At 63.4% G+C, this 21,511-nt stretch carries 21 protein-coding genes; 14 read left to right on the top strand and 7 right to left on the bottom strand.

From position 1 onward, the window contains the following. Position 1 precedes the first annotated feature (1 nt). Together AC066Y_RS22080 and AC066Y_RS22075 are read right to left on the bottom strand one after the other, a co-directional pair. Positions 2–922, bottom strand: coding sequence for a LysR family transcriptional regulator (locus AC066Y_RS22080; protein ID WP_478275701.1), 921 nt, complete (start codon positions 920–922; stop codon positions 2–4). Between the two features lie 225 nt (positions 923–1,147). Further along, a complete protein-coding gene (locus AC066Y_RS22075) occupies positions 1,148–2,212 on the bottom strand; it encodes a LysR family transcriptional regulator (protein WP_478275700.1) in 1,065 nt (354 codons plus the stop codon). Between AC066Y_RS22075 and AC066Y_RS22070 the strand changes: the two genes are divergently transcribed. The 5 genes from AC066Y_RS22070 to AC066Y_RS22050 are packed head-to-tail and all read left to right on the top strand — an operon-like array spanning position 2,212 to position 6,252. Continuing rightward, entirely contained in the window at positions 2,212–3,039 is an 828-nt protein-coding gene (locus AC066Y_RS22070; RefSeq protein ID WP_478275699.1) for a creatininase family protein, read from the top strand. The genes AC066Y_RS22075 and AC066Y_RS22070 overlap by 1 nt on opposite strands. Positions 3,040–3,058: 19 nt before the next feature. Then, entirely contained in the window at positions 3,059–3,490 is a 432-nt protein-coding gene (locus AC066Y_RS22065) for a cupin domain-containing protein (protein ID WP_478275698.1), read from the top strand. Continuing rightward, positions 3,487–4,314: a cysteine hydrolase family protein gene (locus tag AC066Y_RS22060; RefSeq protein WP_478275697.1), complete on the top strand. Its 828-nt coding sequence runs from the start codon at positions 3,487–3,489 to the stop codon at positions 4,312–4,314. The genes AC066Y_RS22065 and AC066Y_RS22060 overlap by 4 nt, the downstream gene beginning before the upstream one ends. After that, positions 4,308–5,666, top strand: coding sequence for an FAD-binding oxidoreductase (locus AC066Y_RS22055; RefSeq protein ID WP_478275770.1), 1,359 nt, complete (start codon positions 4,308–4,310; stop codon positions 5,664–5,666). The genes AC066Y_RS22060 and AC066Y_RS22055 overlap by 7 nt, the downstream gene beginning before the upstream one ends. A 1-nt stretch (position 5,667) precedes the next feature. Continuing rightward, positions 5,668–6,252, top strand: coding sequence for an NAD(P)H-dependent oxidoreductase (locus tag AC066Y_RS22050; protein WP_478275696.1), 585 nt, complete (start codon positions 5,668–5,670; stop codon positions 6,250–6,252). A gap of 63 nt (positions 6,253–6,315) precedes the next feature. On the opposite strand, the gene AC066Y_RS22045 is transcribed toward AC066Y_RS22050, so the two are convergent. Further along, positions 6,316–6,714 carry a RidA family protein gene (locus AC066Y_RS22045; RefSeq protein ID WP_478275695.1) on the bottom strand — a complete coding sequence of 133 codons (399 nt, stop codon included), beginning with the start codon at positions 6,712–6,714 and terminating at the stop codon, positions 6,316–6,318. Between the two features lie 285 nt (positions 6,715–6,999). Between AC066Y_RS22045 and AC066Y_RS22040 the strand changes: the two genes are divergently transcribed. From AC066Y_RS22040 to AC066Y_RS22020, 5 genes are read left to right on the top strand one after another with little or no spacing between them, the layout of a single operon-like run. After that, positions 7,000–7,995 carry an ABC transporter substrate-binding protein gene (locus AC066Y_RS22040; protein WP_478275694.1) on the top strand — a complete coding sequence of 332 codons (996 nt, stop codon included), beginning with the start codon at positions 7,000–7,002 and terminating at the stop codon, positions 7,993–7,995. Positions 7,996–8,051: 56 nt separating this feature from the next. Next, positions 8,052–8,858 carry an ABC transporter ATP-binding protein gene (locus AC066Y_RS22035; protein ID WP_478275769.1) on the top strand — a complete coding sequence of 269 codons (807 nt, stop codon included), beginning with the start codon at positions 8,052–8,054 and terminating at the stop codon, positions 8,856–8,858. Beyond that, positions 8,855–9,655 carry an ABC transporter permease gene (locus tag AC066Y_RS22030; protein WP_478275693.1) on the top strand — a complete coding sequence of 267 codons (801 nt, stop codon included), beginning with the start codon at positions 8,855–8,857 and terminating at the stop codon, positions 9,653–9,655. The genes AC066Y_RS22035 and AC066Y_RS22030 overlap by 4 nt, the downstream gene beginning before the upstream one ends. After that, positions 9,652–11,013, top strand: coding sequence for an amidohydrolase family protein (locus tag AC066Y_RS22025; protein WP_478275692.1), 1,362 nt, complete (start codon positions 9,652–9,654; stop codon positions 11,011–11,013). The genes AC066Y_RS22030 and AC066Y_RS22025 overlap by 4 nt, the downstream gene beginning before the upstream one ends. A 15-nt stretch (positions 11,014–11,028) precedes the next feature. Next, positions 11,029–12,054 carry an aromatic ring-hydroxylating dioxygenase subunit alpha gene (locus AC066Y_RS22020; protein WP_478275691.1) on the top strand — a complete coding sequence of 342 codons (1,026 nt, stop codon included), beginning with the start codon at positions 11,029–11,031 and terminating at the stop codon, positions 12,052–12,054. A 499-nt stretch (positions 12,055–12,553) separates the two neighbouring features. Here AC066Y_RS22020 and AC066Y_RS22015 read toward each other — a convergent pair whose 3' ends face one another. Beyond that, positions 12,554–12,781, bottom strand: coding sequence for a hypothetical protein (locus AC066Y_RS22015; protein ID WP_478275690.1), 228 nt, complete (start codon positions 12,779–12,781; stop codon positions 12,554–12,556). Between the two features lie 195 nt (positions 12,782–12,976). Here AC066Y_RS22015 and AC066Y_RS22010 point away from each other — a divergent pair, with 195 nt between their 5' ends. The 3 genes from AC066Y_RS22010 (at position 12,977) to pucL (ending at position 15,306) form a co-directional block, all read left to right on the top strand. Further along, positions 12,977–13,267 carry a hypothetical protein gene (locus AC066Y_RS22010; protein ID WP_456719355.1) on the top strand — a complete coding sequence of 97 codons (291 nt, stop codon included), beginning with the start codon at positions 12,977–12,979 and terminating at the stop codon, positions 13,265–13,267. A 92-nt stretch (positions 13,268–13,359) separates the two neighbouring features. Beyond that, positions 13,360–14,241 carry a 2-oxo-4-hydroxy-4-carboxy-5-ureidoimidazoline decarboxylase gene (uraD, locus tag AC066Y_RS22005; protein WP_478275689.1) on the top strand — a complete coding sequence of 294 codons (882 nt, stop codon included), beginning with the start codon at positions 13,360–13,362 and terminating at the stop codon, positions 14,239–14,241. A gap of 222 nt (positions 14,242–14,463) precedes the next feature. Then, positions 14,464–15,306 carry a factor-independent urate hydroxylase gene (gene pucL / locus AC066Y_RS22000; RefSeq protein ID WP_478275768.1) on the top strand — a complete coding sequence of 281 codons (843 nt, stop codon included), beginning with the start codon at positions 14,464–14,466 and terminating at the stop codon, positions 15,304–15,306. A 16-nt stretch (positions 15,307–15,322) separates the two neighbouring features. Here the strand turns inward: pucL and AC066Y_RS21995 are convergent, their stop codons facing one another. Together AC066Y_RS21995 and AC066Y_RS21990 are read right to left on the bottom strand one after the other, a co-directional pair. Beyond that, positions 15,323–18,043: a molybdopterin-dependent oxidoreductase gene (locus tag AC066Y_RS21995; protein ID WP_478275688.1), complete on the bottom strand. Its 2,721-nt coding sequence runs from the start codon at positions 18,041–18,043 to the stop codon at positions 15,323–15,325. Continuing rightward, a complete protein-coding gene (locus AC066Y_RS21990; RefSeq protein WP_092122234.1) occupies positions 18,040–18,861 on the bottom strand; it encodes an FAD binding domain-containing protein in 822 nt (273 codons plus the stop codon). Before AC066Y_RS21990 ends, AC066Y_RS21995 begins: the two co-directional genes overlap by 4 nt. A 132-nt stretch (positions 18,862–18,993) precedes the next feature. Here AC066Y_RS21990 and AC066Y_RS21985 point away from each other — a divergent pair, with 132 nt between their 5' ends. Continuing rightward, the gene (locus AC066Y_RS21985; protein WP_478275767.1) at positions 18,994–20,343 is read left to right on the top strand and encodes an 8-oxoguanine deaminase; all 1,350 of its coding nucleotides are present in this window, start codon (positions 18,994–18,996) and stop codon (positions 20,341–20,343) included. Positions 20,344–20,398: 55 nt separating this feature from the next. Here the strand turns inward: AC066Y_RS21985 and AC066Y_RS21980 are convergent, their stop codons facing one another. Continuing rightward, positions 20,399–21,475, bottom strand: coding sequence for a BMP family ABC transporter substrate-binding protein (locus AC066Y_RS21980; RefSeq protein WP_478275687.1), 1,077 nt, complete (start codon positions 21,473–21,475; stop codon positions 20,399–20,401). Positions 21,476–21,511 lie beyond the last annotated feature (36 nt).

The raw sequence follows: 21,511 nt of genomic DNA, 5'->3' as shown, positions 1-21,511 counted from the left end.
TCTACCGCGCACTGCTTCCCGGTGATCGCATCTCGCCGACCATCATCCGCAGCAGCTGCATCGCGGCGGGCGGCAACGTACGTCCCTGACGCGACACCACATGGGTGCGGCCACGATGCAGCAGCGCGTTCTTCATCGGCAGCGCCACCACCTTGGCGGCGTCGGCCTCCGTCATCGCAAGGCGCGACGCCAATGCGTAGCCAAGTCCGGCGGTCACGTAATGGGCGAGCGCATCGAACGAGGCAGTCGTAAACGCGAAATTGAGGCGGACGCCTTCGCTGATCTCGGCGGCCTGGACATGCTGGCGCAGGCCGAAATTCGGATGCATTGCGGCGCCCGGGTAGGGTGCGAGGTCGGCGAGCTTGAGCGGCCGACCGAGCTGGGTCAGCGGATGCCCGCGCGGCACCACGGCCCTGATCGGATGCGGCTGCGAATGGTGCGAGCGCAGTCGATCGTCGCGAGGCGGATTGAACAGGACACCGATATGTGCGCGTTCTCCGACGACTTGCTGCACGATCTCGTCGGTGCTCCCGATGTCGAGGCTGATCGTGATCTTCGGGTGGGTTTGCATGAAGCGGCACAGGCAGCTCCTGGCCAGCCAGTCGACATAACCTTCGCCCGTCACCAGATCGATATGACCCGACTCGACCTTGCGGATGCTGTCCATTTGCGCGAGCAGCGCCTGTCGTTCGCCCTGCTGGCGGTGCAGGTAGGCGGCCAGCAGCTGGCCGGCGTCGGTCGGCGCAACGCCGCGGCCTCGCCGTTCGAGCAGGCGCGCGCCATACTCCCTCTCGAGCAGGCCGAGCGCCCGGCTGACCGCCGAGGCATCCATGCCAAGCGCACCGGCGGCGCCGCGCACGGAGCCGCTATTGAGCACCTCCATGAAATAGTGCAGTCGACGCGGCTCCAGCTTGGCGCTCATCGGCATGGTCCTGATCGTTGCAAACAGTGCAGCGAATATTCAATCGTGCGGCCATTTATGCAAGCACGTCGGGGGTGGGCCCCGATAACGGCCAGGCATCGGGAGTTGGGTTCGCGATGCGGTCGCGCATCAGATATCTTTGCGCCGAAGCTCCAGCTTGTCGGATTGGCGCGTTTTCTTCCACGCGAACCGGTGTCTGCTTCGCTCGAAGCCGCTGCAGTCGGTCTACAAGATTGTATCCTGCATCATCGCCTTGAGCATCTCGGCGAGAACACTCGCAATGGCGCTGGTGCCACGCTCGTGGCCGATCAGCATCAGCGCCTGGGCATCATTGGTGAGCTCGCGGACCGGAACGTAAGCGAGCCGGCCCGCCCGGCGTTCGAACTCGATGTCGAACGGAGTGAGGAACGTGATGCCGTTGTCCAGGATTGCGGCGTGCCTCATGATCTCGATGGAATTTGTCTCGATGATCGGCCGGAGATCCAGCGCGGTCCTGGTGAAAGCGGCGTCGAGGTAGGGTCGTATCGCGCTACTGGTGTCGGCAATGATAATCGGAAAGTCGACACAGTCGTTGAGACGAATACTGGCGCGTTTCGCCAATGGATGGTCCGGGGCCATCACTCCGCCAAGCCTAGCGACCGCGCGCGCGAGCAACTTCAGGTTCGCATCTTTGGCGAAATCGAAGCCGATCCCGAGATCGGCCTCTCCGTTTGCGACCGCGGATTGGATCTCCGCCCCGGTATTGAAGAGCGTCAGGTTCAGCTTGACGCGGGGGTTGGCGAGGCGGAATTCCTTCACCGTGCCCGGTACGAGGTTGGAGGCGAGCCCGCTCATCATCGCGACCGTAATCTCGCCGCGGCGCAGTCCCTTGAGTTCCTCGATCTTTGCCTGAGCCCGCGTCAACTCCTTCAGCGTCTGCCGGATGTGCCCGATCAGGACTTCGCCCGCGGCGGTCAGGATCAGCTTCTTCGGCAGACGCTGGAAGATCGGGGTACCCAGTTGCGTTTCGAGGGCGAGGATCTGGCGACTGATGGCGGAGGCCGCGACGTTGAGGTGGTTTGCCGCCTTGCGGATCGACCCGGTCCGCGCGACCTCGTCGATGTAGCTCAGGAGGCGGCTGTGCAGCATTGTTACCGATCTGAAAGATGATGCGGCGACCATGGCGCGCCGTTGCCCAAAAGGCAACAGGGTTGCCGAATCTAAGCGCTTTGAAGTGATGGATGCACGTGCAAAATCCTCCGTCGGTGGTCGACGCATATGCGCGGCCGGCCAACGGCTTGGGTCTTGCAATGGCAGTCAAATCTCGCTGGTGGTGGGATCTCTCGACACGTGACTTTGCCGAACTCGACGGCGAACGAGCGGTCGCGATCCTTCCGGTCGGCGCCGTCGAGCAGCATGGACCGCATCTGCCGGTCAAGGTCGATGCGGCGATCGGATGGGGGATAGTGACCCGCGCGGTCGAGTTGATGCGCCCCGATTGTCCCGCGCTCGTGCTTCCGCCGTTGCCGTACGGCAAGTCCGACGAGCACCTGGCTTTTCCGGGCACGCTGACGCTCTCGTATGAAACGCTTGGGAAGGTGTGGTCCGAGATCGGAGAGTCGGTGTACCGCGCCGGGATCCGCAAGATCCTGTTCCTGAACTCGCATGGCGGTCAGCCGCAGCTGCTCGAGATCGTCTGCCGCGACCTTCGCGTCCGCCTGGGCATGTTCGCGGCGACGACGATGTGGCCGCAACTGATTGACATGACCGATCTGTTCGACGCGGACGAGATCCGTCACGGGATTCACGGCGGCCAGATCGAGACCAGTGTGATGTTGCATCTGGCGCCGGACTCCGTGGTGATGAGCCGGGCCGAGAACTTCGAGCCCGCGACGACACGGATCGCGCGCGATTTCGAGATGCTGGGGCTCGAAGGCGTCGTCAAATTCGGCTGGCAGACCCAGGATCTGCACCCCAAGGGCGCCTGCGGCGACGCCACCAGGGCTACCGCCGAGCTCGGCAGGATGGTGGTAGAGCGCGCGGCCGCGCGCCTGGTCGCGCTCGTCGACGAGATCGTCCGATATCCGCTGGCGGCGGTTGCGACCCGCACCGCGTTTGATCGGCCGGGGCCGATCTGACCACGACAGGAGCTGATGCATGGCATTCGGTATCGCGCAACTTGCCAAGGCCAAGGCCAAGGCCTTTCGCATCTCGCCGAACGACACGAACTATTTCGCAATCCTGTTCGATCATACGACCGATCAAATAGACAACATTTTCGTCATCGAGATTTTCCGGCCCGGCGGCGCCACGCCGCCGAACGAGCACGCCATTGCGCATGAGTTCTTCCACGTCCTGCACGGCGAAGGACTTGCCAGCTGCGACGGCAAGACGGTGCCGATCCGGAAGGGCGATTCGCTGCTGCTGCATCCAGGCTCCGAGCATCTGATCGAGAATACCGGTGCCGGCAAGCTCTACACGCTCACGGTGATGACGCCGAACGAGGGATTTGCGGAGCTGATCCGTGGCGGCGAGCCGGTCGAGCTCGATGCGGAGGATCTTCGCGTGCTGCAGGGGCACCAGGCATGAACTTCGCTCCCCGCCATGACCCGGCCGCCGAACCGCTGACGCCGTTGGGCTCGAGCGAGCGCAACCGCTGGCTGGTGTCGGAGAGCCGCGCCGATTTGGTACGACAGCCGGCCGCGCCGCGCCCGGTTAGGCTCCGGGCCGACGGCAAGGTGATTTCGATCGACCTTGCGCGCAGCGCAATCATCATCGTCGATATGCAGAATGATTTCTGCCATCCGGACGGCTGGCTGGCCCATATCGGGGTCGACATTGCGCCGGCGCGTGCACCCATCGAACCGCTACGGCGTCTGCTGCCGGTGCTGCGCGATTGCCGACTGCCGGTGATCTGGGTCAACTGGGGTAACCGGCCCGACCGGCTCAATCTCAGCCCGGCACTGCTGCATGTCTACAAGCCGAGCGGCGCCGGCGTCGGGCTCGGCGACGCGCTGCCGCGGTCCGGGGCGAGAGTGCTGGAGCGTGGCAGCTGGTCTGCCGCCGTCGTCGAGGAACTCGCCGTCAGCTCCTCCGATATCGAGGTCGCAAAATACCGGATGTCGGGTTTCCAGGATACTGAGCTCGACAGCATTCTGCGCAATCTCGGCGTCACGACACTGATGTTTGCCGGCGTCAATGCCGACCAGTGCGTGCTGTGCACGCTGCAGGACGCCAACTTCCGCGGCTACGATTGCCTGCTGCTGCAGGATTGCACGGCCACGACGTCGCCAGATTATTGCCTTGCTGCCACGCTCTACAACGTTCGCCAGTGCTTTGGCTTTGTCGTCAGGTCGGACGAGGTACTGTCCGAGCTCAGCCAGGTGCAATGCAGCCGGGGCGAGACATCGTGAGCGAAGTTTCAGCCGGCGCACTGGACAGGCTGGTCGCCGATCTCGGCGACATGACGGTGATCAGCGACCACAAGGTGGTGCGGCGCCGTTCGCGCGACTTCTTCTGGTACAGCCCCATCCTGAACGATCTGCTGAATGATAAATCAGCGGACCTGATCGTCGTCCCGCGGGACGAGCGCGACGTCCTTCGTCTCGCCGCGGCCTGCGCGCGCCATCGCGTGCCGCTGACAGTCCGCGCCGGCGGCACGGGAAACTATGGTCAGGCCGTGCCGCTCAAGGGCGGGGTGCTGCTGGATATCATGGCGTTGTCAGCCATTGAATGGACAGCGCCCGGAGCGATACGGGTTGGCGCGGGCGCCAAGCTCAATGCCATCGACGCCGAGCTGCAGCCGACGGGCTGGGAATTGCGCATGCATCCGTCCACCAAGCGCACGGCGACGATCGGTGGCTTCGTTGCCGGCGGCTCCGGCGGCATCGGATCTGTGACGTATGGTGGATTGCGCGAACCGGGCAATATCCAGGCAGCACGGGTCGTCACCGTCGAGGAAACGCCCCGGATCATAGAATTGCGCGGCGAGGCGGCACAAAAGATCAACCGCGCCTATGGCACCACCGGGATCATCACAGCACTCGAAATGCCGCTGGCTCCTGCCTGGCGCTGGATCGACGTCGTCGTCTGCTTCGACGACTTCCTGGATGCGGTGGCGGTCGGCTACGAGGCAGCTCTTGCCGATGGCATCACGAAGAAGTTGCTGTCGCCGGTCAGCTGGCCGCTTCCGTCCTACTTCGGTGCGTTGAGACCATGCGTGGCCGAGGGCCAGAGCATCCTGATCGCAATGATCGCCGAGCCGTCGCTCGAAAGCTTTAAATCGTTGCTCGGTCGTCGCGGGACCATCACGCTGGAGACCCCGACCGATGACGGCCCGGGCCAGGTGCCGCTCTACGAATACACCTGGAATCACACCACGCTGCAGGTCCTGAAGTCCGATCGCACCGTCACCTATCTGCAAAGTCTCTATCCGCATGATGCCCTGATGGAGAAAGTTGCCGAGATGAGGGCGCTGTTTCCCGATGAGGTGCTGCAACATCTCGAGTTCATCCGCTTTGGTGGTCGGGTCACCTGCAGCGGCTTGCCGGTCGTGCGCTACCGCAGCGCTGAACGGCTGAACGAGATCATCCGGATGCATGAGGAGCGCGGCGTTTTCATCGCCAATCCGCACGTCTACACGGTCGAGGACGGCAGCCGCTACAAGCGCGCCGACGCCGATCAACTGGGCTTCAAGCGCGAGGTCGATCCGCACAATCTGCTCAATCCCGGCAAGATGCGCAGTTTCGTCGCTGCCAGGCCGTGACATGCGCGTCCTCTATGTCTACTGCCATCCGCTTGCCGACAGCTTCCACGCCGCGCTCCGCGGGGAAGCGCTGGCTGGGCTCGCCGAAGCCGGCCACGCCGTTGATCTGCTCGATCTCTATGCGGAGGGGTTCGATCCGATCCTGACGGCCGAACGTCGGCGCGACTACCATGATCCCGTGCGCAACCGGCACAACAATCAGGCCTACGCCGACCGCCTGATGGCGGCCGACGCGATCGTAGTACAGTTTCCGACCTGGTCGTTCGGGCCGCCGGCCATGCTCAAGGGCTGGTTCGATCGCATGTTCGGCCCCGGCATCGCGCTCGATCTGTCCGATCCCGCGCGGGCGCGGCCGATGCTGCATCACATTCGTCGCATCTCCGGCATTGCGACCTACGGCCGCCCGCGCTGGCAGGCGATTGCGATGGCCGATCCGCCGCGCAAGCTCATCAAGCGATATCTGCCGTGGTTCACCGGCGCAAAGGCGACGACGCGCTATCACGCGCTCTATCACATGAACGTTGCCACGCCGGCCAAGCGTGCGCACTTTCTGGCCAAGGTCAGGCACGAAATGCGCCGGTTCTAGAGCCTGTTCCGTCCCAAGACGCGCTTTCTCCGCGAAGCGAGATGCACTTCGCTCGGAAGCTCTCTAGCTCGGGTCCGGCGCGGCCGCGACCGCTTCGATCTCGACCAGGAATTCCGGCCGGCTGAAGCCGGACACGATCATCAGGGTCGAGGACGGCGGCGTCCCGGGAAATTGCCGGTCACGCGACCGCATGTAGCCCTGCATGTGCTCGCGGGCCGTCACATAGGCGTTGAGCCGGACAATGTTCGCCAATGTCATCCGATCTTCGGCGAGGATCGCTGCGATGTTCGCAAAACAGAGATCGGACTGCGCCTCGCTGTCCGCAGGGACTGTCTCGTCGCCAGCGATGCCGAGCTGCCCGGACGTGAACACCAGGCGGTGTCCGGCCGGCACGACGATGCCGTGGCTGTATCGTGCGAACGGGGAACGAATTGCAAGAGGGGAAAGCGCGCGCAAGCTCATCGCCACAGGCTCAAAAGTTGTCATTGCTGCTGCGAGCTTAGGCCAAGGCGCCGACGCCGGCATGCCGAAATTTGGCTGATTGGCGCCGCCATTTGGTGCCCCTTGCTCAAAAAATTGGCGTTGCCGGAAAGGCAACAGATCGCTCGAATTAAAATGCTTTCGGGCGACAGTAGTCGCGTGCATCCTGAGTTCATCGAGGACGCGGCCCGTGCGAGCACATGCCCGTCCAGACAGTATTGACGTCATCCGCAGCCGGCATTCACCGGACGATCAAAGGTAGCCACGATGGCCATGACGATTGCCTCCCGAACGATTGCCTCCGCCCTGGTGGGGACCGCCATGTTTGCGATGTCGTTCGCACCTACTCTGGCCGCCGACAAGGTCACCTTCCTCACCAGCTGGTTCGCCCAGGCCGAGCATGGCGGATTCTACCAGGCCAAGGCGACCGGTCTCTATGACAAGGCCGGTCTCGACGTGACCATCAAGATGGGTGGTCCCCAGGTCAACGGCACGCAGCTCCTGCTCGCAGGCGATGCGGATTTCATCATGGGTTACGACATCCAGGTGATGAAAGGGCGCGAGCAGAATCTGCCGCTCGTGACTGTCGCATCGTCGTTCCAGTTCGACCTGCAGGGGATCATGACCCATGATGACGTGCCGGACCTTGCCGCGCTGAAGGGCAGGCCGGTGCTGATCGCCGGATCCTCGCGGGTGACGTTCTGGCCATGGCTCAAGGCCAAGTACGGTTACAGCGACGACCAGATCCGGCCTTACACGTTCAACTTGCAGCCGTTCTTCGCTGACAAGACCATGGCACAGCAGGCCTACCCGTCATCCGAGCCGTATCAGGCGCAGGAGCAAAAGGAGAAGGTGAAATTCTTCCTGCTGGCAGACGGCGGGTATCCACCCTACGGCTCGACGATCGTGACGACGGAGAAAATGGTCGCCGAGAAGCCGGATGTGGTGGCGCGCTTCGTCAAGGCGTCGCTCGAAGGTTGGCGCGACTATTTGCAGAATCCTGCTCCGGCGAACGGCCTGATCAAGGCTGACAATCCCAAGATGACCGACGGGCAGATCGCATTTGCGATCGAGAAGCTCAAGGAGAGCAAAGCGGTCGACGGCGGCGACGCAGCAAAGCTTGGCATCGGCATCATCACTGCCGAGCGCTACAAGCAAGTCTACGACTTCCTGGTGGCCGGCGAGCTGCTCGATCCCAAGACCGCCTGGCAAAAGTCGTTTGACGATCGTTTCGTCAAGGATCTCAGGATTGGCGTGAAATAGGGGCGGCCATGAACGTTCTGCCGCCGCCCTACACGTTCGACGACGATACCGAGCCCATGACGACCTCCGAAGGCCGCCCGCCCGTCGTCGAGGTGCTCTCGGCGGAGAAGCTGTTTCCGAACGGCACGCGGGGCCTTGCGCCGATCGATCTCACGATCGCGGACGGCGAATTCCTGACGCTGATCGGCCCCTCCGGCTGCGGCAAGAGTACGCTGCTCAAGCTGATCGCCAACTTGATCGAGCCAACCGACGGTCGGCTGTTGTGGTGGCGCGGCGACCACCGCCAGGTCGGGCAGCAGGGGAGGCGGCTCGCCTTCGTATTCCAGGAGCCGACCCTGATGCCCTGGGCGCGCGTCGAGGCCAATGTCCGACTGCCTCTGGAGCTTGCCGACATGCCCAGGGTGAAGGCGGCCCCGCTGGTCGAGGATGCGATCGCGCGTGTTGGCTTGTCGGCGTTCAGTCAACACTACCCGCGGCAGCTGTCGGGCGGCATGAGGATGCGGGTATCAATCGCCAGGGCGCTGGTGACGCAGCCCAACCTCCTCCTGATGGACGAGCCCTTCGGCGCGCTCGACGAGTTCACGCGCAACAGACTGGACGACGATCTCGTTCGGCTGTGGTGGGAACGCAAGCTCACGACAGTGTTCGTCACCCATTCGATCTATGAGGCTGTGTTCCTTTCGACCCGGATCATCGTCATGGCTGCCGGTCCCGGCCGCATTTTCCGCACCATGACGATCGACGAGCCGCAGCCGCGTGAGGTCGGGTTTCGCGACAGCCCGAAGTTCGCCGCCTATTGCCGGGAGCTTTCGACCTGGCTCGCTGAAGCTTCGCTGCCGCAGTCGGGCGGGGGCGAAGCATGAAGCCGCTCCTGCAATCGGACGCCTTCGTCCGGGTCGCGGCTCCGGTCGCCGTCGGGATCGTGCTGTTCGGCCTGTGGGAGGCCAGTTTCCGCCTGGCCTCCGTTCCCGTGTACCTATTTCCCAAGCCGAGTGATATCTTCATAAGTCTTATGCAGCACGGGCCGTCACTGCTGCGTGCCCTGCTGGTGACCTTGCGGGTGACGCTGCAGGCCTTCATTGCGGCGACCGTGTTCGGCACCCTGATCGCATTCTTGTTTGTGCAGAGCCGGGCGATCGAGGTCAGCCTGTTTCCCTATGCGGTGCTGCTGCAGGTGACGCCGGTGGTCGCGATTGCGCCGCTGATCATCATCCTCGTGAAGAACACCCAGCTGTCGCTGACGATCTGCGCAACCCTGGTCGCGCTATTCCCGATCATCTCGAACACCACGCTGGGTCTGCGCAGCGTCGATCCAGGCCTTGCCAATTATTTTCGGATGAACCGGGCCAGCCGCTTGAAGACCCTGATCAAGCTTCGTATCCCCGGCGCGTTGCCGTACTTTTTCGGCGGGCTGCGCATCTCGAGCGGCCTCGCGCTGATCGGCGCGGTGGTCGCCGAATTCGTGGCGGGCACGGGAGGGCGGTCGTCGGGCCTCGCCTATGAGATCCTCGATGCCGGCTTCACGCTCGATATTCCGCGCATGTTCGCGGCGCTGTTCCTGATCACGCTGACCGGCGTCGTGCTGTTCAGCGTCATGGCGGCGCTTTCGCGGTTTGCGTTATCAAGCTGGCATGAAAGCGAGATCCGGGCCGAGACATGACATCAATGCTGATCGAGAATGCCGCGGGGATCTTCACGGGCCTGTCGGGCGATGCGATGCGTGCGGCGGGTGCGATCCGGATTCGCAATGGTGTGATCGTCGCAATCGGCATGCTGCAGCCGGAGCCAGGCGAGCGCAGGCTCGACGCAGAAGGCTGCGTGATCTATCCGGGTCTCGTATCGACCCATCACCACATGTTCCAGAGCGTGCTGAAAGGCGTCCGCGAAGGCATCAATCTTCCGCTCGCAGGGTGGCTGCGGTCGGTGCCCTACCGCTTCTGGTCGGCCATCGACGAGGAGGCCTTGGCGATTGCTGCGCGGATTGCGCTCGCCGAACTGCTTTTCTCGGGCACCACCACGGTCGCCGATCACCACTATCTGTTCAGCGACACGTTTCGCTTCGATCCGGCGCAGGTGATTTTCGATGTTGCCCGCAGCCTCGGTATCCGCCTCGTGTTCTGCCGCGGGGGTGCCACCGTCAGCCGCCATTTCGATACCGATAAGTCCGTGCCGATGCCGGTCGAAACGCTGGACCGGATGCTGCAATCCGTCGAGGCCTGTGCGCAGCGCTTCCACGATCCGTCGCCAGATAGCCTGACCCACGTCGCGCTGGCGCCGACCACGCCCACCTGGTCGCTGGATCCGGGCGAGTTGCGCGAGGTGATCGCCGCCGCGCGGCGAATGAAGCTGCGGCTGCACAGCCATCTTTCGGAGACGTCGGATTATGTCGACTTCTGTTTGTCGGTTCATGGCAAACGGCCAGTCCACTGGCTCGCAGAGCACGACTGGCTCGGCGAGGACGTTTGGTTCGCGCACCTCGTGCATCTCGATCCGGAGGAGGTGGCGATCCTGGCCCGCTCCGGCACCGGCATGGCGCATTGTCCGCAATCCAATTGCCGCCTGGGTTCCGGCGTCGCGCCGGCGGACGCGATGGCGCGGCTGGGCGGCGCGGTGTCGCTCGGCGTGGATGGCGCAGCCTCCAACGAGGCGGCCGACATGATCAGCGAGATGCATAGTTGCTGGCACACACATCGCGCCGTGAAGGGAGCCGACGCGGTGACCGCGGAAGACGTCGTGCATTGGGCCACGGCGGGAGGTGCGCGCGTGCTGGGCCTGCCGCGGATCGGTACGCTGGCGCCAGGCCAGCAGGCCGATATCGCCATCTTCAGCCTGGACCAGCCACGCCACTTCGGCATGCACGATCCCATGGTCGCGCCGGTGACGTGCGCGGGTTCGGCGCACGTTCGCCATTTGCTGGTCGGTGGTCGCCCGGTCGTCGAGAACGGCGCGATTCCCGGCCTCGACCTGCAGAAGCTGAAATTCGATGCGGCCCGCGTTGTCTCGCGTCTGGCTGCCTGAACCGCGGAGGAAATGATGCTCGTTACCAAGCAACCCGTGTTGCGCCGCTTCTGGTACGCAACGATGCCCGTCGACCATCTCAAGGAGGGCCCGCAGCCCTTCACCCTGCTCGGGGAGCCGATCGTGCTGTTCCTGGATGCCAATGGCGAGCCGGCCGTGCTCGAGGATCGCTGCTGCCATCGCACCGCCAAGCTGTCGAAAGGCTGGTGCAACAACGGGAATATCGTCTGCGGCTATCACGGTTGGGAGTACGACCGCGACGGCAAGCTGGTCATGGTCCCGCAGTTTCCCTTCGAGCAGCCGATTCCCGATGCCAGGGCGCGCTCGTTCCGCGCCAGCGCACGGTATGGTTATGTCTGGGTCGCTCTGGATGAGCCGCTGCGCGGCATTCCCGACATTGCCGAAGAGAACAAGGCGGGCTACCGCCGCATCCATCAGTTTTATGAAAAGTGGGACACGGCGGCGCTCCGCCTGATGGAAAACTCGTTCGACAATGCCCATTTCGCATTTGTGCACAAGGGGACGTTTGGCGACATCAATCAGCCAAAGCCCGAGAAGTACGAGATCACCGAAACCGAGGATGGCTTCGACGCCGAGACGATCATCACCATCCGCAATCCGCCGAACTCTTTCCGGATCAGCGGCACAACCGATCCAACCACGAAGCGTCATCAGCGCAACAAGTGGTTCATGCCGTTCTGCCGCCGCCTCGACATGGAGTATCCGTCCGGCATTCGTCACATCATCTTCAATTGCGCGACGCCGATCTCCGATGGCCAGATCCAGGTCGTGCAGCTGCTGTTCCGCAACGATACCGAAGCCGATTGCTCCACCCAGGAGCTGATCGATTGGGACGCCGCCATCATCGCAGAGGATCGCGAGATGCTCGAATCGACTGACCCTGACGCGATCGTCGACATGAGCCGGAAGCTCGAAATGCACATGCCTTCCGATCGGCCCGGAATGATCATGCGAAAGCGCCTGCTCGAGCTTTTGGGCGAGCACAACGAAAGGGAGCAGCCGAGGGAGAGGGTTGCTTGAACCGCGACGAACTTCCGTCGTTGAGGCCTGGAGAGCCTGCGTTGCTTCGACGGAAGCAGGTCTGGCAATTCACCGACAAGACTGGCCGCACGCTGCCTCCGACGCTTAGAGCATAGACCGATCGATGCGCCCGGGTCTTGGAGTGGCTCTGTGAGATACACAGCGGGTGTTGTTCGGACCGCGCTCGTGCAGGAGTGCCTTCGGGAGATCCGGCTCTGGCCGGGGTGTGAAGCCGTGGAGGAGGTCGGGGTGCTTGGAGACCCAGACGGCGGCTTCTCGGTTCATGTCGTCCAGTACGGCACTGCGAAAAAGTGGCTCGCTGATCGCGCCATTCGTTGCATCACACGTGAGAAGCTCCGGTGGTACCACCTTGAAGCAGAGTAGCCATGTCTGACGGTCGAGCCATGTTGCGCGCAGCGAGCCGTTGTGGGCGCGACTTCGGCCGGACGGGCAGGCATCAGGCCGAAGTTGTCTTGGCGCGCCAGAGTCTGGAATTGGCCTAGTGTCCGGCCGGAGCCGAATAGCCGCCGGTGTAATAAGAGGAAACGGGGCTGCTTACCCTGGGTTGCTGCCAGGCCGCATAGGCGTCGGTCGGACGGGACTGCGATTGCTGAACCGGTGCAACCTGTGGCTTGCGGTGGCGCTCCGTGGCCATGGCGCTTTGCAAGGTCGATCCGAGCAGCAGACCGGCCGTCACGACGTAAACAACGCGAGTGTTTTTCTTCATTGGGTTCTCCCTTGGGCTCCTGGCCGGAGGAATCGCTCGGCCTGGTTTTTCGCAAATAGTGCTTGCAACAGCGTTGCTTAGCCCGGAGGCGATCACGAAGTGGTGCGCAAAATAATTGGGCGCGACTAAATTTTTGGCAGGGTCTATCGTTGGCGGACTCCAATCACGCACGCACCATCCGAGAACACACAGCCGATGAAGACGAAAATCTTGTTAGTCATGCTGTTGGCCGCTTCGCCGGCGGCGGCCGAGACGCGGCCAGCGCCCAAAGCCGTTCCGAAAGCTGCGGCCGTACCAGCAGACATTTGCGCCCCGATCGGCCGGACTGCGAAAGGCGAGCTGGTCTATTCGATGAAATGCCAAGACGTGCCGGTCGCCGCAGCGCCAGCGGCCGAGTCCAAGGAAGCGGCGCCGCCGCCCGAACCGGAAACGCAGCGGACCGGATTATTCGGTTTGTCCTACGACCGGCGGAAACCGGGGGACTAGTGCGTTACAGCATGCGGTGCATCGCGCGGAATGACCGTCCGGCGCGCCGCATGTCGAACAGCCATCCATCGAATGGACCAGCGGACGAATTCATGACGACGTTGATCGATCTCAACAATGCGAGCCGAGATGACTTTGTCGCGGCCCTCGCCAATGTCTTCGAGCATTCGCCGTGGGTCGCCGAACAGGTTGCGACGAAGCGGCCGTATACCGGTATCGCTCAATTGTTCATGGCGATGAAGGCGGCGGTCGAGCAGGCACCGTCCGAACTGCGACTGGCACTGATCAAGATGCATCCCGACCTCGCTGACAAGACGCAGCGTGCAGCCGGTCTCACCGATGATTCCTTTGCCGAGCAAAATAGCGCGGGGCTCGATCGGCTGTCGGGTGCGGAATACGATGCGTTTCAGCGCGTCAACAATGCCTACCGCGCCAAGTTCGGATTTCCTTACATCGTCTGCGTGCGCCGCCACACCAAGGATTCCATTCTACGTGATTTCGAGCGACGCCTGCCGAATGACATCGCGGTCGAAATGCAGACCTCGGTGGAGGAGATCTGCCGCATCGCGGCCCTGAGGCTCGACCAGATCGTGATGGCTGACGACCGGCTTGCGGTTCACGGGCGTCTCTCGACCCACGTGCTGGATACCCACAGCGGCAAGCCCGCTGCCGGGATTGCGGTCGAGCTGATCGAACTCGCAGGGCTGGGCACGAGCCGCGTGGTGGCGCGCGCCTTGACCAACGCCGACGGCCGGACGGACCAGCCCTTGATTGGCGGCCGTCCCGTTCCGGCCGGGACGTACGAGCTGCTGTTCAGCGTCGGCGATTATTTCGCCAAGCGTGGCGTGCCCTTGTCCAATCCGCCGTTCCTGGACAAGATACCGTTGCGCTTTTCGGTCAGCGAACCCGAAGGCCATTTGCATGTACCGCTCCTCGTGACGCCATGGAGTTACGCGACCTATCGCGGAAGCTAGGTACGGAATCGCAAGCGGCTGATGACTGCTGAAAGGTGCGGCAGGGATGGTGAAGATTCCGGCAGCGAGGCCATACCGTGGGTGCCACTTCCGGTGATCGAACCTGGTCTATCCATGACGCGGTGGGTGGCGCGAGCTTGCCGATGGCACGAACGTTGCTCGATACTGGCTACGAGAGGCGGCGGGCGTTGCCGGCCTGGTGCCATTGCTGGAGACTTTGACGTGCCGCTGATCAAGAACCGATATGGCAAGGGCCGGGTCCGCGTGATGCGGATTCACCGTGATGGGGAGCGGCAGGAGGTCAGTCAATTGAGCATCAGGGTGATGCTCGAGGGCGATTTCGCTCCCACCTTTACCCACGCCGACAACCGGATGACGGTCTCGACCGACACCATCAAGAACATCGTCAACATCGTGGCGCGCGAGAACACCGGTCTCTGTGCCGAGGAATTCTGCCAGGTCCTGGCCAGCAAATATCTTGAGACCTATCCGCAGGTTTCATCCGTCGCGATTACTTCGCACGAGACCAAATGGAGCCGGCTGAGTTTCGACGGCAAGCCACATCCACACAGCTTCGTGCTCGACGCCAACGGTCGTCCGACGGTTGAAGTCACGATGACGCGCACGGGTGGGCCGGCGCTGGTTTCGGGCGTCGATGGGTTCGCATTCATGAAGTCGACCCAGTCGGGCTGGGAGAAATATGTCAAGGATCGCTACACCACGATCCCGGAGACCGCAGATCGCATCTGCGCGACCAGCATGGTCGCGTCGTGGACATGGTCCGCAAAGCCCGAAAGCTATCCGGCAGCGAATTCAAATATCCTCGATACCTTGCTGAAGGTCTTTTCGACGACCTACAGCAAGAGCGTGCAGGACAGTCTATACCGCATGGGAGAGGCGGCGCTCGCCGCAGTACCCGAGATATCCGAGATCAGCATGGCTTGCCCGAACATGCACTTCATCCCGGTGAATCTTTCGCCGTTCGGGCTGGACAACAACAACGACGTGTTCCTCCCTACCGACGAGCCGCATGGCCAGATCGAGTGTACGGTGGGGCGGAGATAGGCCGGGCTGCCCAACGCTAGCCGAATTTCTTCAGTAGTGCCGGAAACAGCCGGTCAGGCTTGAAGGGAACGTCGGTAAAGCGGATGCCGGTGGCGTCGGCGATGGCGTTGCCGAGCGCGGCGGCGACGGGGTTGTAGGGGCTCTCGCTCATCGATTTCGCACCCATCGGGCCGACACTGTCGGAGGTGTCGGCAAAATAGACGTCGGTGCGCGGCACGTCTGCGAAAGCTGGCAAGTGATAGTCCCGGAAACTTGGATTGATCACGCGGCCGCCGCTGTCGATCACCAACTCCTCAAAGAGTGCCGCGCCCAGCGATTGCGCCACGCCGCCCTCGACCTGACCGCGGCACTGCATCGGGTTGGCGACACGGCCGGCATCGGCGGCCTGCACGCTCCTCAGGATCTTCAGCGCGCCGGTGCCCTTGTTCACTGCGACGCGAAACCCCTGCACGTTGAATGCGACCGAACGCGGCGTTCCGTCCGACGTACCGCTGGCTTGCAGGACCTGGCCGCTGCCGCGCGCCGAGCGCGCAAGCTCGATATAGGGCAGTCGCTGCCTGCCGCAGATCGCGTGATCGGCCTCCAGCACGCAGGTGCCGGGATCACCTCCAGCCAGACGGCAGGCCAGCGCCTTCAGGTCGCCCGCCAGATTCTCGGCCGCGGCCTGAGTGGCGCTTCCGGCCACGAAAATCCCCGCGCTGCCATAGGCGCCGGTGTCGTGGCCGCCATGCGCGGTATCGGATTGTCTCAGGCGGATACGATCGACCGACGTGGCGAGCGCGGTGGCCGCGATCTGGCGATGCACCGTGCTGGTGCCGTTACCGAATTCCGCGGTGCCGACGGTCAGCTCGAAATGCCCGTCGTCGCAGAGCCTGATCCTGCAATCCGCGAGGTGGCCGGCGGGTGGTACGGTATCGATCATGGTCAGCGCGATGCCGTCGCCGACCAGCCAGTCGGCGGAGAGCTGCGGTGTGGGGGTTTCCGCTGACATCGCGCGCTCGACCAGGTCGAGACACTGGTCGAGGCCGTAGGAGCCGTACGTCACGTCGTGATATTCGGAGCCGGGTGGCGAGAGCATCGGGTCGCCCGGCCTGACCACATTGCGACGGCGCATATCGAACGGCGAGATGCCGAGCTGCTTGGCGAGTTCGTCGATGGCCGCCTCGACGGCGATCAGCGTCTGCGGCAGACCATAGCCGCGGAAGGCGCCGGCCGGCAGCGTGTTCGTGTAGCAGGCAATCGCATCAACCTTCTTGTTCGGGCAGTTGTAGACGCTGATGGATTCGCTGACCGCGTGGAAGAGCACAGGGCCTGCGTGATTGCCATAGGCACCCGTGTTCGAGAGCACATCGAGCTGCAGGGCCGTCAGATTGCCGTCCTTGTCTGCCCCCGCCTTGACTGTCACCCGCATTGGATGCCGCGTCGAGGTCGCCGTGAATTGCTCTTCGCGTGTGAGTTCGAGCTTGACCGGCCGCCCCGTGCGGAGCGCGGCGAGCGCCAGGATGTCCTCGACGAGCATCTCCTGCTTGCCGCCGAAGCCGCCGCCGACGCGCTCGCAGAACACCCGGACCTTGTCGGCCGGCAGCTTGAAGAGGCCGGCCAGCGCGCGGCGGGTCAGGAATGGGACCTGCGTGCTGGAACGGATGTTGAGCACGCCCGAGGCGTCAAGCCATGCCAGCCCGCCATGGGTCTCCAGTGCGGCGTGCTGGACGCGCTGGGTGGTGAAGGTCCCCTCATAGGTGACAGCCGCCTCGGCGAATCCGCGTGTGACGTCGCCAAATTCGCCATGCGTTTCGGCGACAATGTTGCGCGCGGCATTGGCGACGCGATGCATGGTCGTCTTGTCGGCATGAATGGCCGGAGCGCCTGCGGCGATAGATTCGGCCGGATCGAACACGGCAGGAAGGATCTCATACGCGACCTTGATCAGCCGGCAGGCATTTTCGGCGGCGGCTTCGCTGTCCGCCACCACAGCTGCGACCTTCTGACCGATGAAGCGGACGGTCGTGTCGAGCACCCTTGTGTCATCGGGATCCATCCAGTCGCGCTCGTGGCGCGCGGTCGAGAACAGGCAATCAGGCGCGTCCTCATGCGTCAGCACCGCGTGGACGCCGGCGGCCTTCAGCGCATCCGTCTTGTCGATCGCGACTATTCTCGCGTGGGCGTGAGGAGAACGCAGGAGCTTGATGTGCAGCAGGCCGTCGATCGTCGTGTCGAAGGTGTAGGGCGCTGCACCGCGCACGATCAGGGGGCCCGCGGGGGCGGGCAGGCTGCGGCCAAAGGCCGTGCCGGCCGTGGCATCCTCTATCTTGGTCTTGCCGTCGAGCGCGTCCTGGATCGAACGATAGCCGGTGCAGCGGCAGATATTGCCCTTCAACGCCGCGTCCAGGTCCTGCCGTTGTGCCTGGTTCAGCGAGGCACATGTCAGGATCATGCCGGCAGTGCAGAAGCCGCACTGAAATCCCTGCGCATCGAGAAACGCCTGCTGCAGCGGATGCGTGCCGGTGGTGCCGGCAAAGCCCTCGATGGTGGTTATCGCATGGCCGTCGGCGCGGAATGCCGGGATCAGGCAGCTATGGACCGGCTCGCCGTCGAGCAGCACCGTGCAGGCGCCGCAGTCGCCGGCATCGCAGCCCTTCTTGACGCCGAAATGGCCGAGCTCGCGCAGGAACGTGCGCAGGCATTGTCCGGCACGCGGGTGGGTCGAGAACGTCTTGCCGTTGATCTCGAACGTCATGGGTGCGCCTGCAATTCGTCGCGGATCTCCTCGGCAAGCCGCAACGTCATGTGCTTGCGCCACAGCGGCCTGCCGTGGACGTCGGCGTGGTAGAGGCCATCCGCAATGCGCCGCTGGATCGTGTCGCGGAGTTGGTCGGCACGAGGCATGGCAGGAAACGACAATTGCACCGGCCGCACCGTCGAGGCGGTGACGGTCAGTGTGAAGCTGCCGTTGTTGTCAACGCTGCCGATCAGCAGCGCGGCTGAGCGGCCGACCGGCGTCAGCGAAATCTGGCGGAATGCGGAGCGCCGCTTCAGGGCAGCGATCGGGATATCGATTTGCCGCAGCAGGTCGCCGGGGGCCAGCACGTTTGCATGATCGCCGGTCACGAAGTCCATGACCGGGATGGTTCGCTCGCCGCCGCGGGCTGGCCAGATCGTGCACACGCCATCGAGCGCCGAGGTCAGTGAAATCATCGGTCCCGCCGGGAGCGACATGCAGATGTTGCCGCCGACGGTCGCGGTTTTCCAGATCTTGAACGAAGCGAGAAAAGCACGGCAGCACTGGTTGATCAGCGGCGCGGCCATCCAGTCCGGCGGGCAGGCCAAGGCATCGAGCTGCGCGACCGTACAGGTCGCCGCAATGCTCAGATGCGTGTCACCAATCGTGAGGGCCGGCCAGTTCAGCTCAGTGAGATCGATCAGGCGGATGAGATGCACCTGGGGCTCCGAGAACAGCCAGGTCCCGCCCGCGAGCCAGGCATCGCCTGCCGTCCAAACGGGCAGTTGCGCCCGCGAGAGCGGACGGACGACCTCGGTGATGGTGTTTAAGTCCATGGATACGCCAGCGCTTTCAACGAGATGCATCATTGACTATGAAGTCTTGCAAGAGCAACGCCAAGTCTCGCGGGACGTGGGACGGTCCTTGCAGGTCAGGAATGGCGTTCGCCGGCTCGGGAGACGAGAATGATGGATCAAATGCAGGCAACCTGGATCAAGGATCCCCTGTCGATTCTGGCCAACGGAGCCGAACGCGGCGTTGTGGTCCATGGCGGCAAGATCGTCGAGTGCGTGGGCGCCGGGCATCAGCCGACGACGGCGAATGTTGCGGTCTACGACGCGAGCGCCCATGTCGTGCTGCCCGGGCTGATCAATACCCACCATCATTTCTATCAGACGCTGACGCGGGCGCTGCCGGCTGCGATGGATCGCGAGCTGTTTCCCTGGCTGCAGGCGCTGTATCCGGTGTGGGCGCGACTGACCCCGCAATCGCTCGAACTCGGCGTCAGCGTCGCGATGTCCGAGTTGCTGCTGTCTGGTTGTACCACGACCACCGATCACCACTACGTGTTTCCGGCGGGCCTCGAGGAGGCGATCGACATCGAGGTTGCGGTGGCAAGGCGGCTGGGTATCCGTGTGCTGCTCACGCGCGGCTCGATGAATCTCTCGCAGCGTGACGGTGGATTGCCGCCAGACAGTGTGGTGCAGGACGAGGATGCGATCCTCGCCGACAGCGCACGGCTGGTATCGAAGCATCATGAGCGCGGCGAGGGCGCGATGGTGCAGATCGCCCTGGCGCCGTGTTCGCCGTTTTCGGTGACGACGTCGTTGATGCGTGCAACCGCCGATCTCGCCGATAGGCTGGATGTCCGGCTGCACACGCATCTTGCCGAGACCGAAGACGAGAGCAGGTTTTGCCAGCAGATGTATGGCTGTCGCCCGCTCGATTACCTCGAGCAGTGCGGATGGCTGAATGCCCGGACCTGGCTGGCTCACGGCATCTTCTTCGATGCACAGGAGATGAAACGGCTGGCCGGGGCCGGAACGACCATCAGCCATTGCGCCTGCAGCAACCAGATCCTGGCGTCGGGCTGCTGTCCGGTCTGCGAGATGGAGGACGCCGGCGTGGTGATCGGGCTCGGCGTCGACGGCTCTGCGTCGAACGACGGATCCAACCTGATGCAGGAGGTCCGTGCCGCGTTCCTGCTGCAGCGTGCCCGTTACGGCGTAACGAAGGTCAGCCATAAGGATGCGTTGCGATGGGCGACCAGGGGCTCGGCCGCCTGCGTCGGCCGTCCGGAACTGGGCGAGATCGCCGTCGGCAAGGCGGCTGATCTCGCGCTGTTCAAGCTTGATGAGCTACGCTTCTCCGGCTCTGGCGACCCAATTGCCGCGTTGGTGCTTTGCGGCGCACATCGTGCTGATCGGGTGATGGTCGGAGGGAGATGGGTTGTGATCGACGGAGCCATTCCCGGGCTCGATGTCCCGGACCTCATCCGACGTCACAGCGCAGCTGCGAATGCAATGCACGCGGGATAGCGCGCAGGGAGACTCGGGCCGGATCACCCGAGCCCGAGCCTGGTCGTGATCGGGTCTATTTCCCGGGGAGCTTGTCGTCGATCCCTTTGACGTAGAAATTCATGCCCAGGATCTGAGTGTCCTCGAGGTGATCGCCGCCCTTGCATTCGACGTCCTTGCCGTCCTGCGTGACGACGGGGCACTTGAATGGATGCAGCTTGCCGGAGGCGATAGCGGTCTGAGTGTCCTCCGCCATCTTCTTCACGTCGTCGGGCATGTTGGTGTAGGGAGCCATCTCGAACATCTTGCTTTCGAGGCCGCCCCAGGTGTCTTCGGACTTCCAGGTGCCGGCGAGCTCGGCCTTGACGCGCTCAATGTAGTAGGGCGCCCAGGTGTCGAGGATCGAGGTCAGCTGTGCCTTGGGACCGAACTTGATCATTTCAGAGTCCTGGCCGAATGCGAGCTTGCCGCGTTCGCTTGACACCTGCATTGCAGCCGGGCTGTCGGTGTGCTGCATGATCATATCGGCGCCCTGGTCGAGCAGGGCCTTGGCGGCGTCGGCTTCCTTGCCGGGATCGAACCAGGAGTTCACCCAGATGATCTTGACCTTGATGTTCGGGTTGATGGTCTGGGCGCCCAGCATCGTCGCGTTGATGCCCGACACGACCTCCGGAATCGGGAAGGAGCCGATGTAGCCGAGCACGCCGGCCTTCGACATCTTGGCCGCGATCTGACCCTGGATGTAGCGGCCCTGGTACCAGCGCGCCGAATAGGTCGACATGTTCTTGTCACGCTTATATCCCGAGCAATGTTCGAAGTGCACATTGGGATATTTCTTCGCGACCTTCAGCGTCGGATCCATGTAGCCGAAGGATGTGGTGAAGATCAGCTTGTTGCCGGCACGCACGAGCTGTTCGATCGCGCGTTCGGCGTCCGGTCCTTCCGGCACGTTCTCGAGGAACGTCGTTTCGATCTTGTCGCCGAGCTCCTTCACAAGAGCCTGGCGCGCCAGTTCGTGCTGATAGGTCCAGCCAAGGTCGCCGACCGGCCCGAGATAGATAAAGCCAACCTTCAGCTTGTCGGCGGCCCAGGCGCCGCTGTTGATGCATCCGGCCAGGAGAATCGCTGCCGCCGCAAATAATGTTCTCTTCATCTCAATCTCCAAACGGGGAAACCATAGTTCGGAACG

This window comes from Bradyrhizobium sp. USDA3010 (genome assembly GCF_056429065.1).
The sequence above is the reverse complement of the archived record's forward strand: the minus strand, read 5'-3'. Positions and strand labels throughout refer to the sequence as shown.

Bases quoted from the DNA above. Each gene is read 5' to 3' on its own strand.
- AC066Y_RS22035 (WP_478275769.1), top strand. From the start codon at position 8,052: ATGACGACCTCCGAAGGCCGCCCGCCCGTCGTCGAGGTGCTCTCGGCG.
- AC066Y_RS22010 (WP_456719355.1), top strand. From the start codon at position 12,977: ATGAAGACGAAAATCTTGTTAGTCATGCTGTTGGCCGCTTCGCCGGCG.
- uraD (WP_478275689.1), top strand. From the start codon at position 13,360: ATGACGACGTTGATCGATCTCAACAATGCGAGCCGAGATGACTTTGTC.
- AC066Y_RS22065 (WP_478275698.1), top strand. From the start codon at position 3,059: ATGGCATTCGGTATCGCGCAACTTGCCAAGGCCAAGGCCAAGGCCTTT.
- AC066Y_RS22060 (WP_478275697.1), top strand. From the start codon at position 3,487: ATGAACTTCGCTCCCCGCCATGACCCGGCCGCCGAACCGCTGACGCCG.
- AC066Y_RS22050 (WP_478275696.1), top strand. From the start codon at position 5,668: ATGCGCGTCCTCTATGTCTACTGCCATCCGCTTGCCGACAGCTTCCAC.
- AC066Y_RS22045 (WP_478275695.1), bottom strand. From the start codon at position 6,714: ATGAGCTTGCGCGCGCTTTCCCCTCTTGCAATTCGTTCCCCGTTCGCA.
- AC066Y_RS22030 (WP_478275693.1), top strand. From the start codon at position 8,855: ATGAAGCCGCTCCTGCAATCGGACGCCTTCGTCCGGGTCGCGGCTCCG.
- AC066Y_RS22015 (WP_478275690.1), bottom strand. From the start codon at position 12,781: ATGAAGAAAAACACTCGCGTTGTTTACGTCGTGACGGCCGGTCTGCTG.
- AC066Y_RS22040 (WP_478275694.1), top strand. From the start codon at position 7,000: ATGGCCATGACGATTGCCTCCCGAACGATTGCCTCCGCCCTGGTGGGG.
- AC066Y_RS22025 (WP_478275692.1), top strand. From the start codon at position 9,652: ATGACATCAATGCTGATCGAGAATGCCGCGGGGATCTTCACGGGCCTG.
- AC066Y_RS22070 (WP_478275699.1), top strand. From the start codon at position 2,212: ATGGCAGTCAAATCTCGCTGGTGGTGGGATCTCTCGACACGTGACTTT.
- AC066Y_RS21980 (WP_478275687.1), bottom strand. From the start codon at position 21,475: ATGAAGAGAACATTATTTGCGGCGGCAGCGATTCTCCTGGCCGGATGC.
- AC066Y_RS21990 (WP_092122234.1), bottom strand. From the start codon at position 18,861: ATGGACTTAAACACCATCACCGAGGTCGTCCGTCCGCTCTCGCGGGCG.
- AC066Y_RS21995 (WP_478275688.1), bottom strand. From the start codon at position 18,043: ATGACGTTCGAGATCAACGGCAAGACGTTCTCGACCCACCCGCGTGCC.
- AC066Y_RS22020 (WP_478275691.1), top strand. From the start codon at position 11,029: ATGCTCGTTACCAAGCAACCCGTGTTGCGCCGCTTCTGGTACGCAACG.
- AC066Y_RS22080 (WP_478275701.1), bottom strand. From the start codon at position 922: ATGAGCGCCAAGCTGGAGCCGCGTCGACTGCACTATTTCATGGAGGTG.
- AC066Y_RS21985 (WP_478275767.1), top strand. From the start codon at position 18,994: ATGGATCAAATGCAGGCAACCTGGATCAAGGATCCCCTGTCGATTCTG.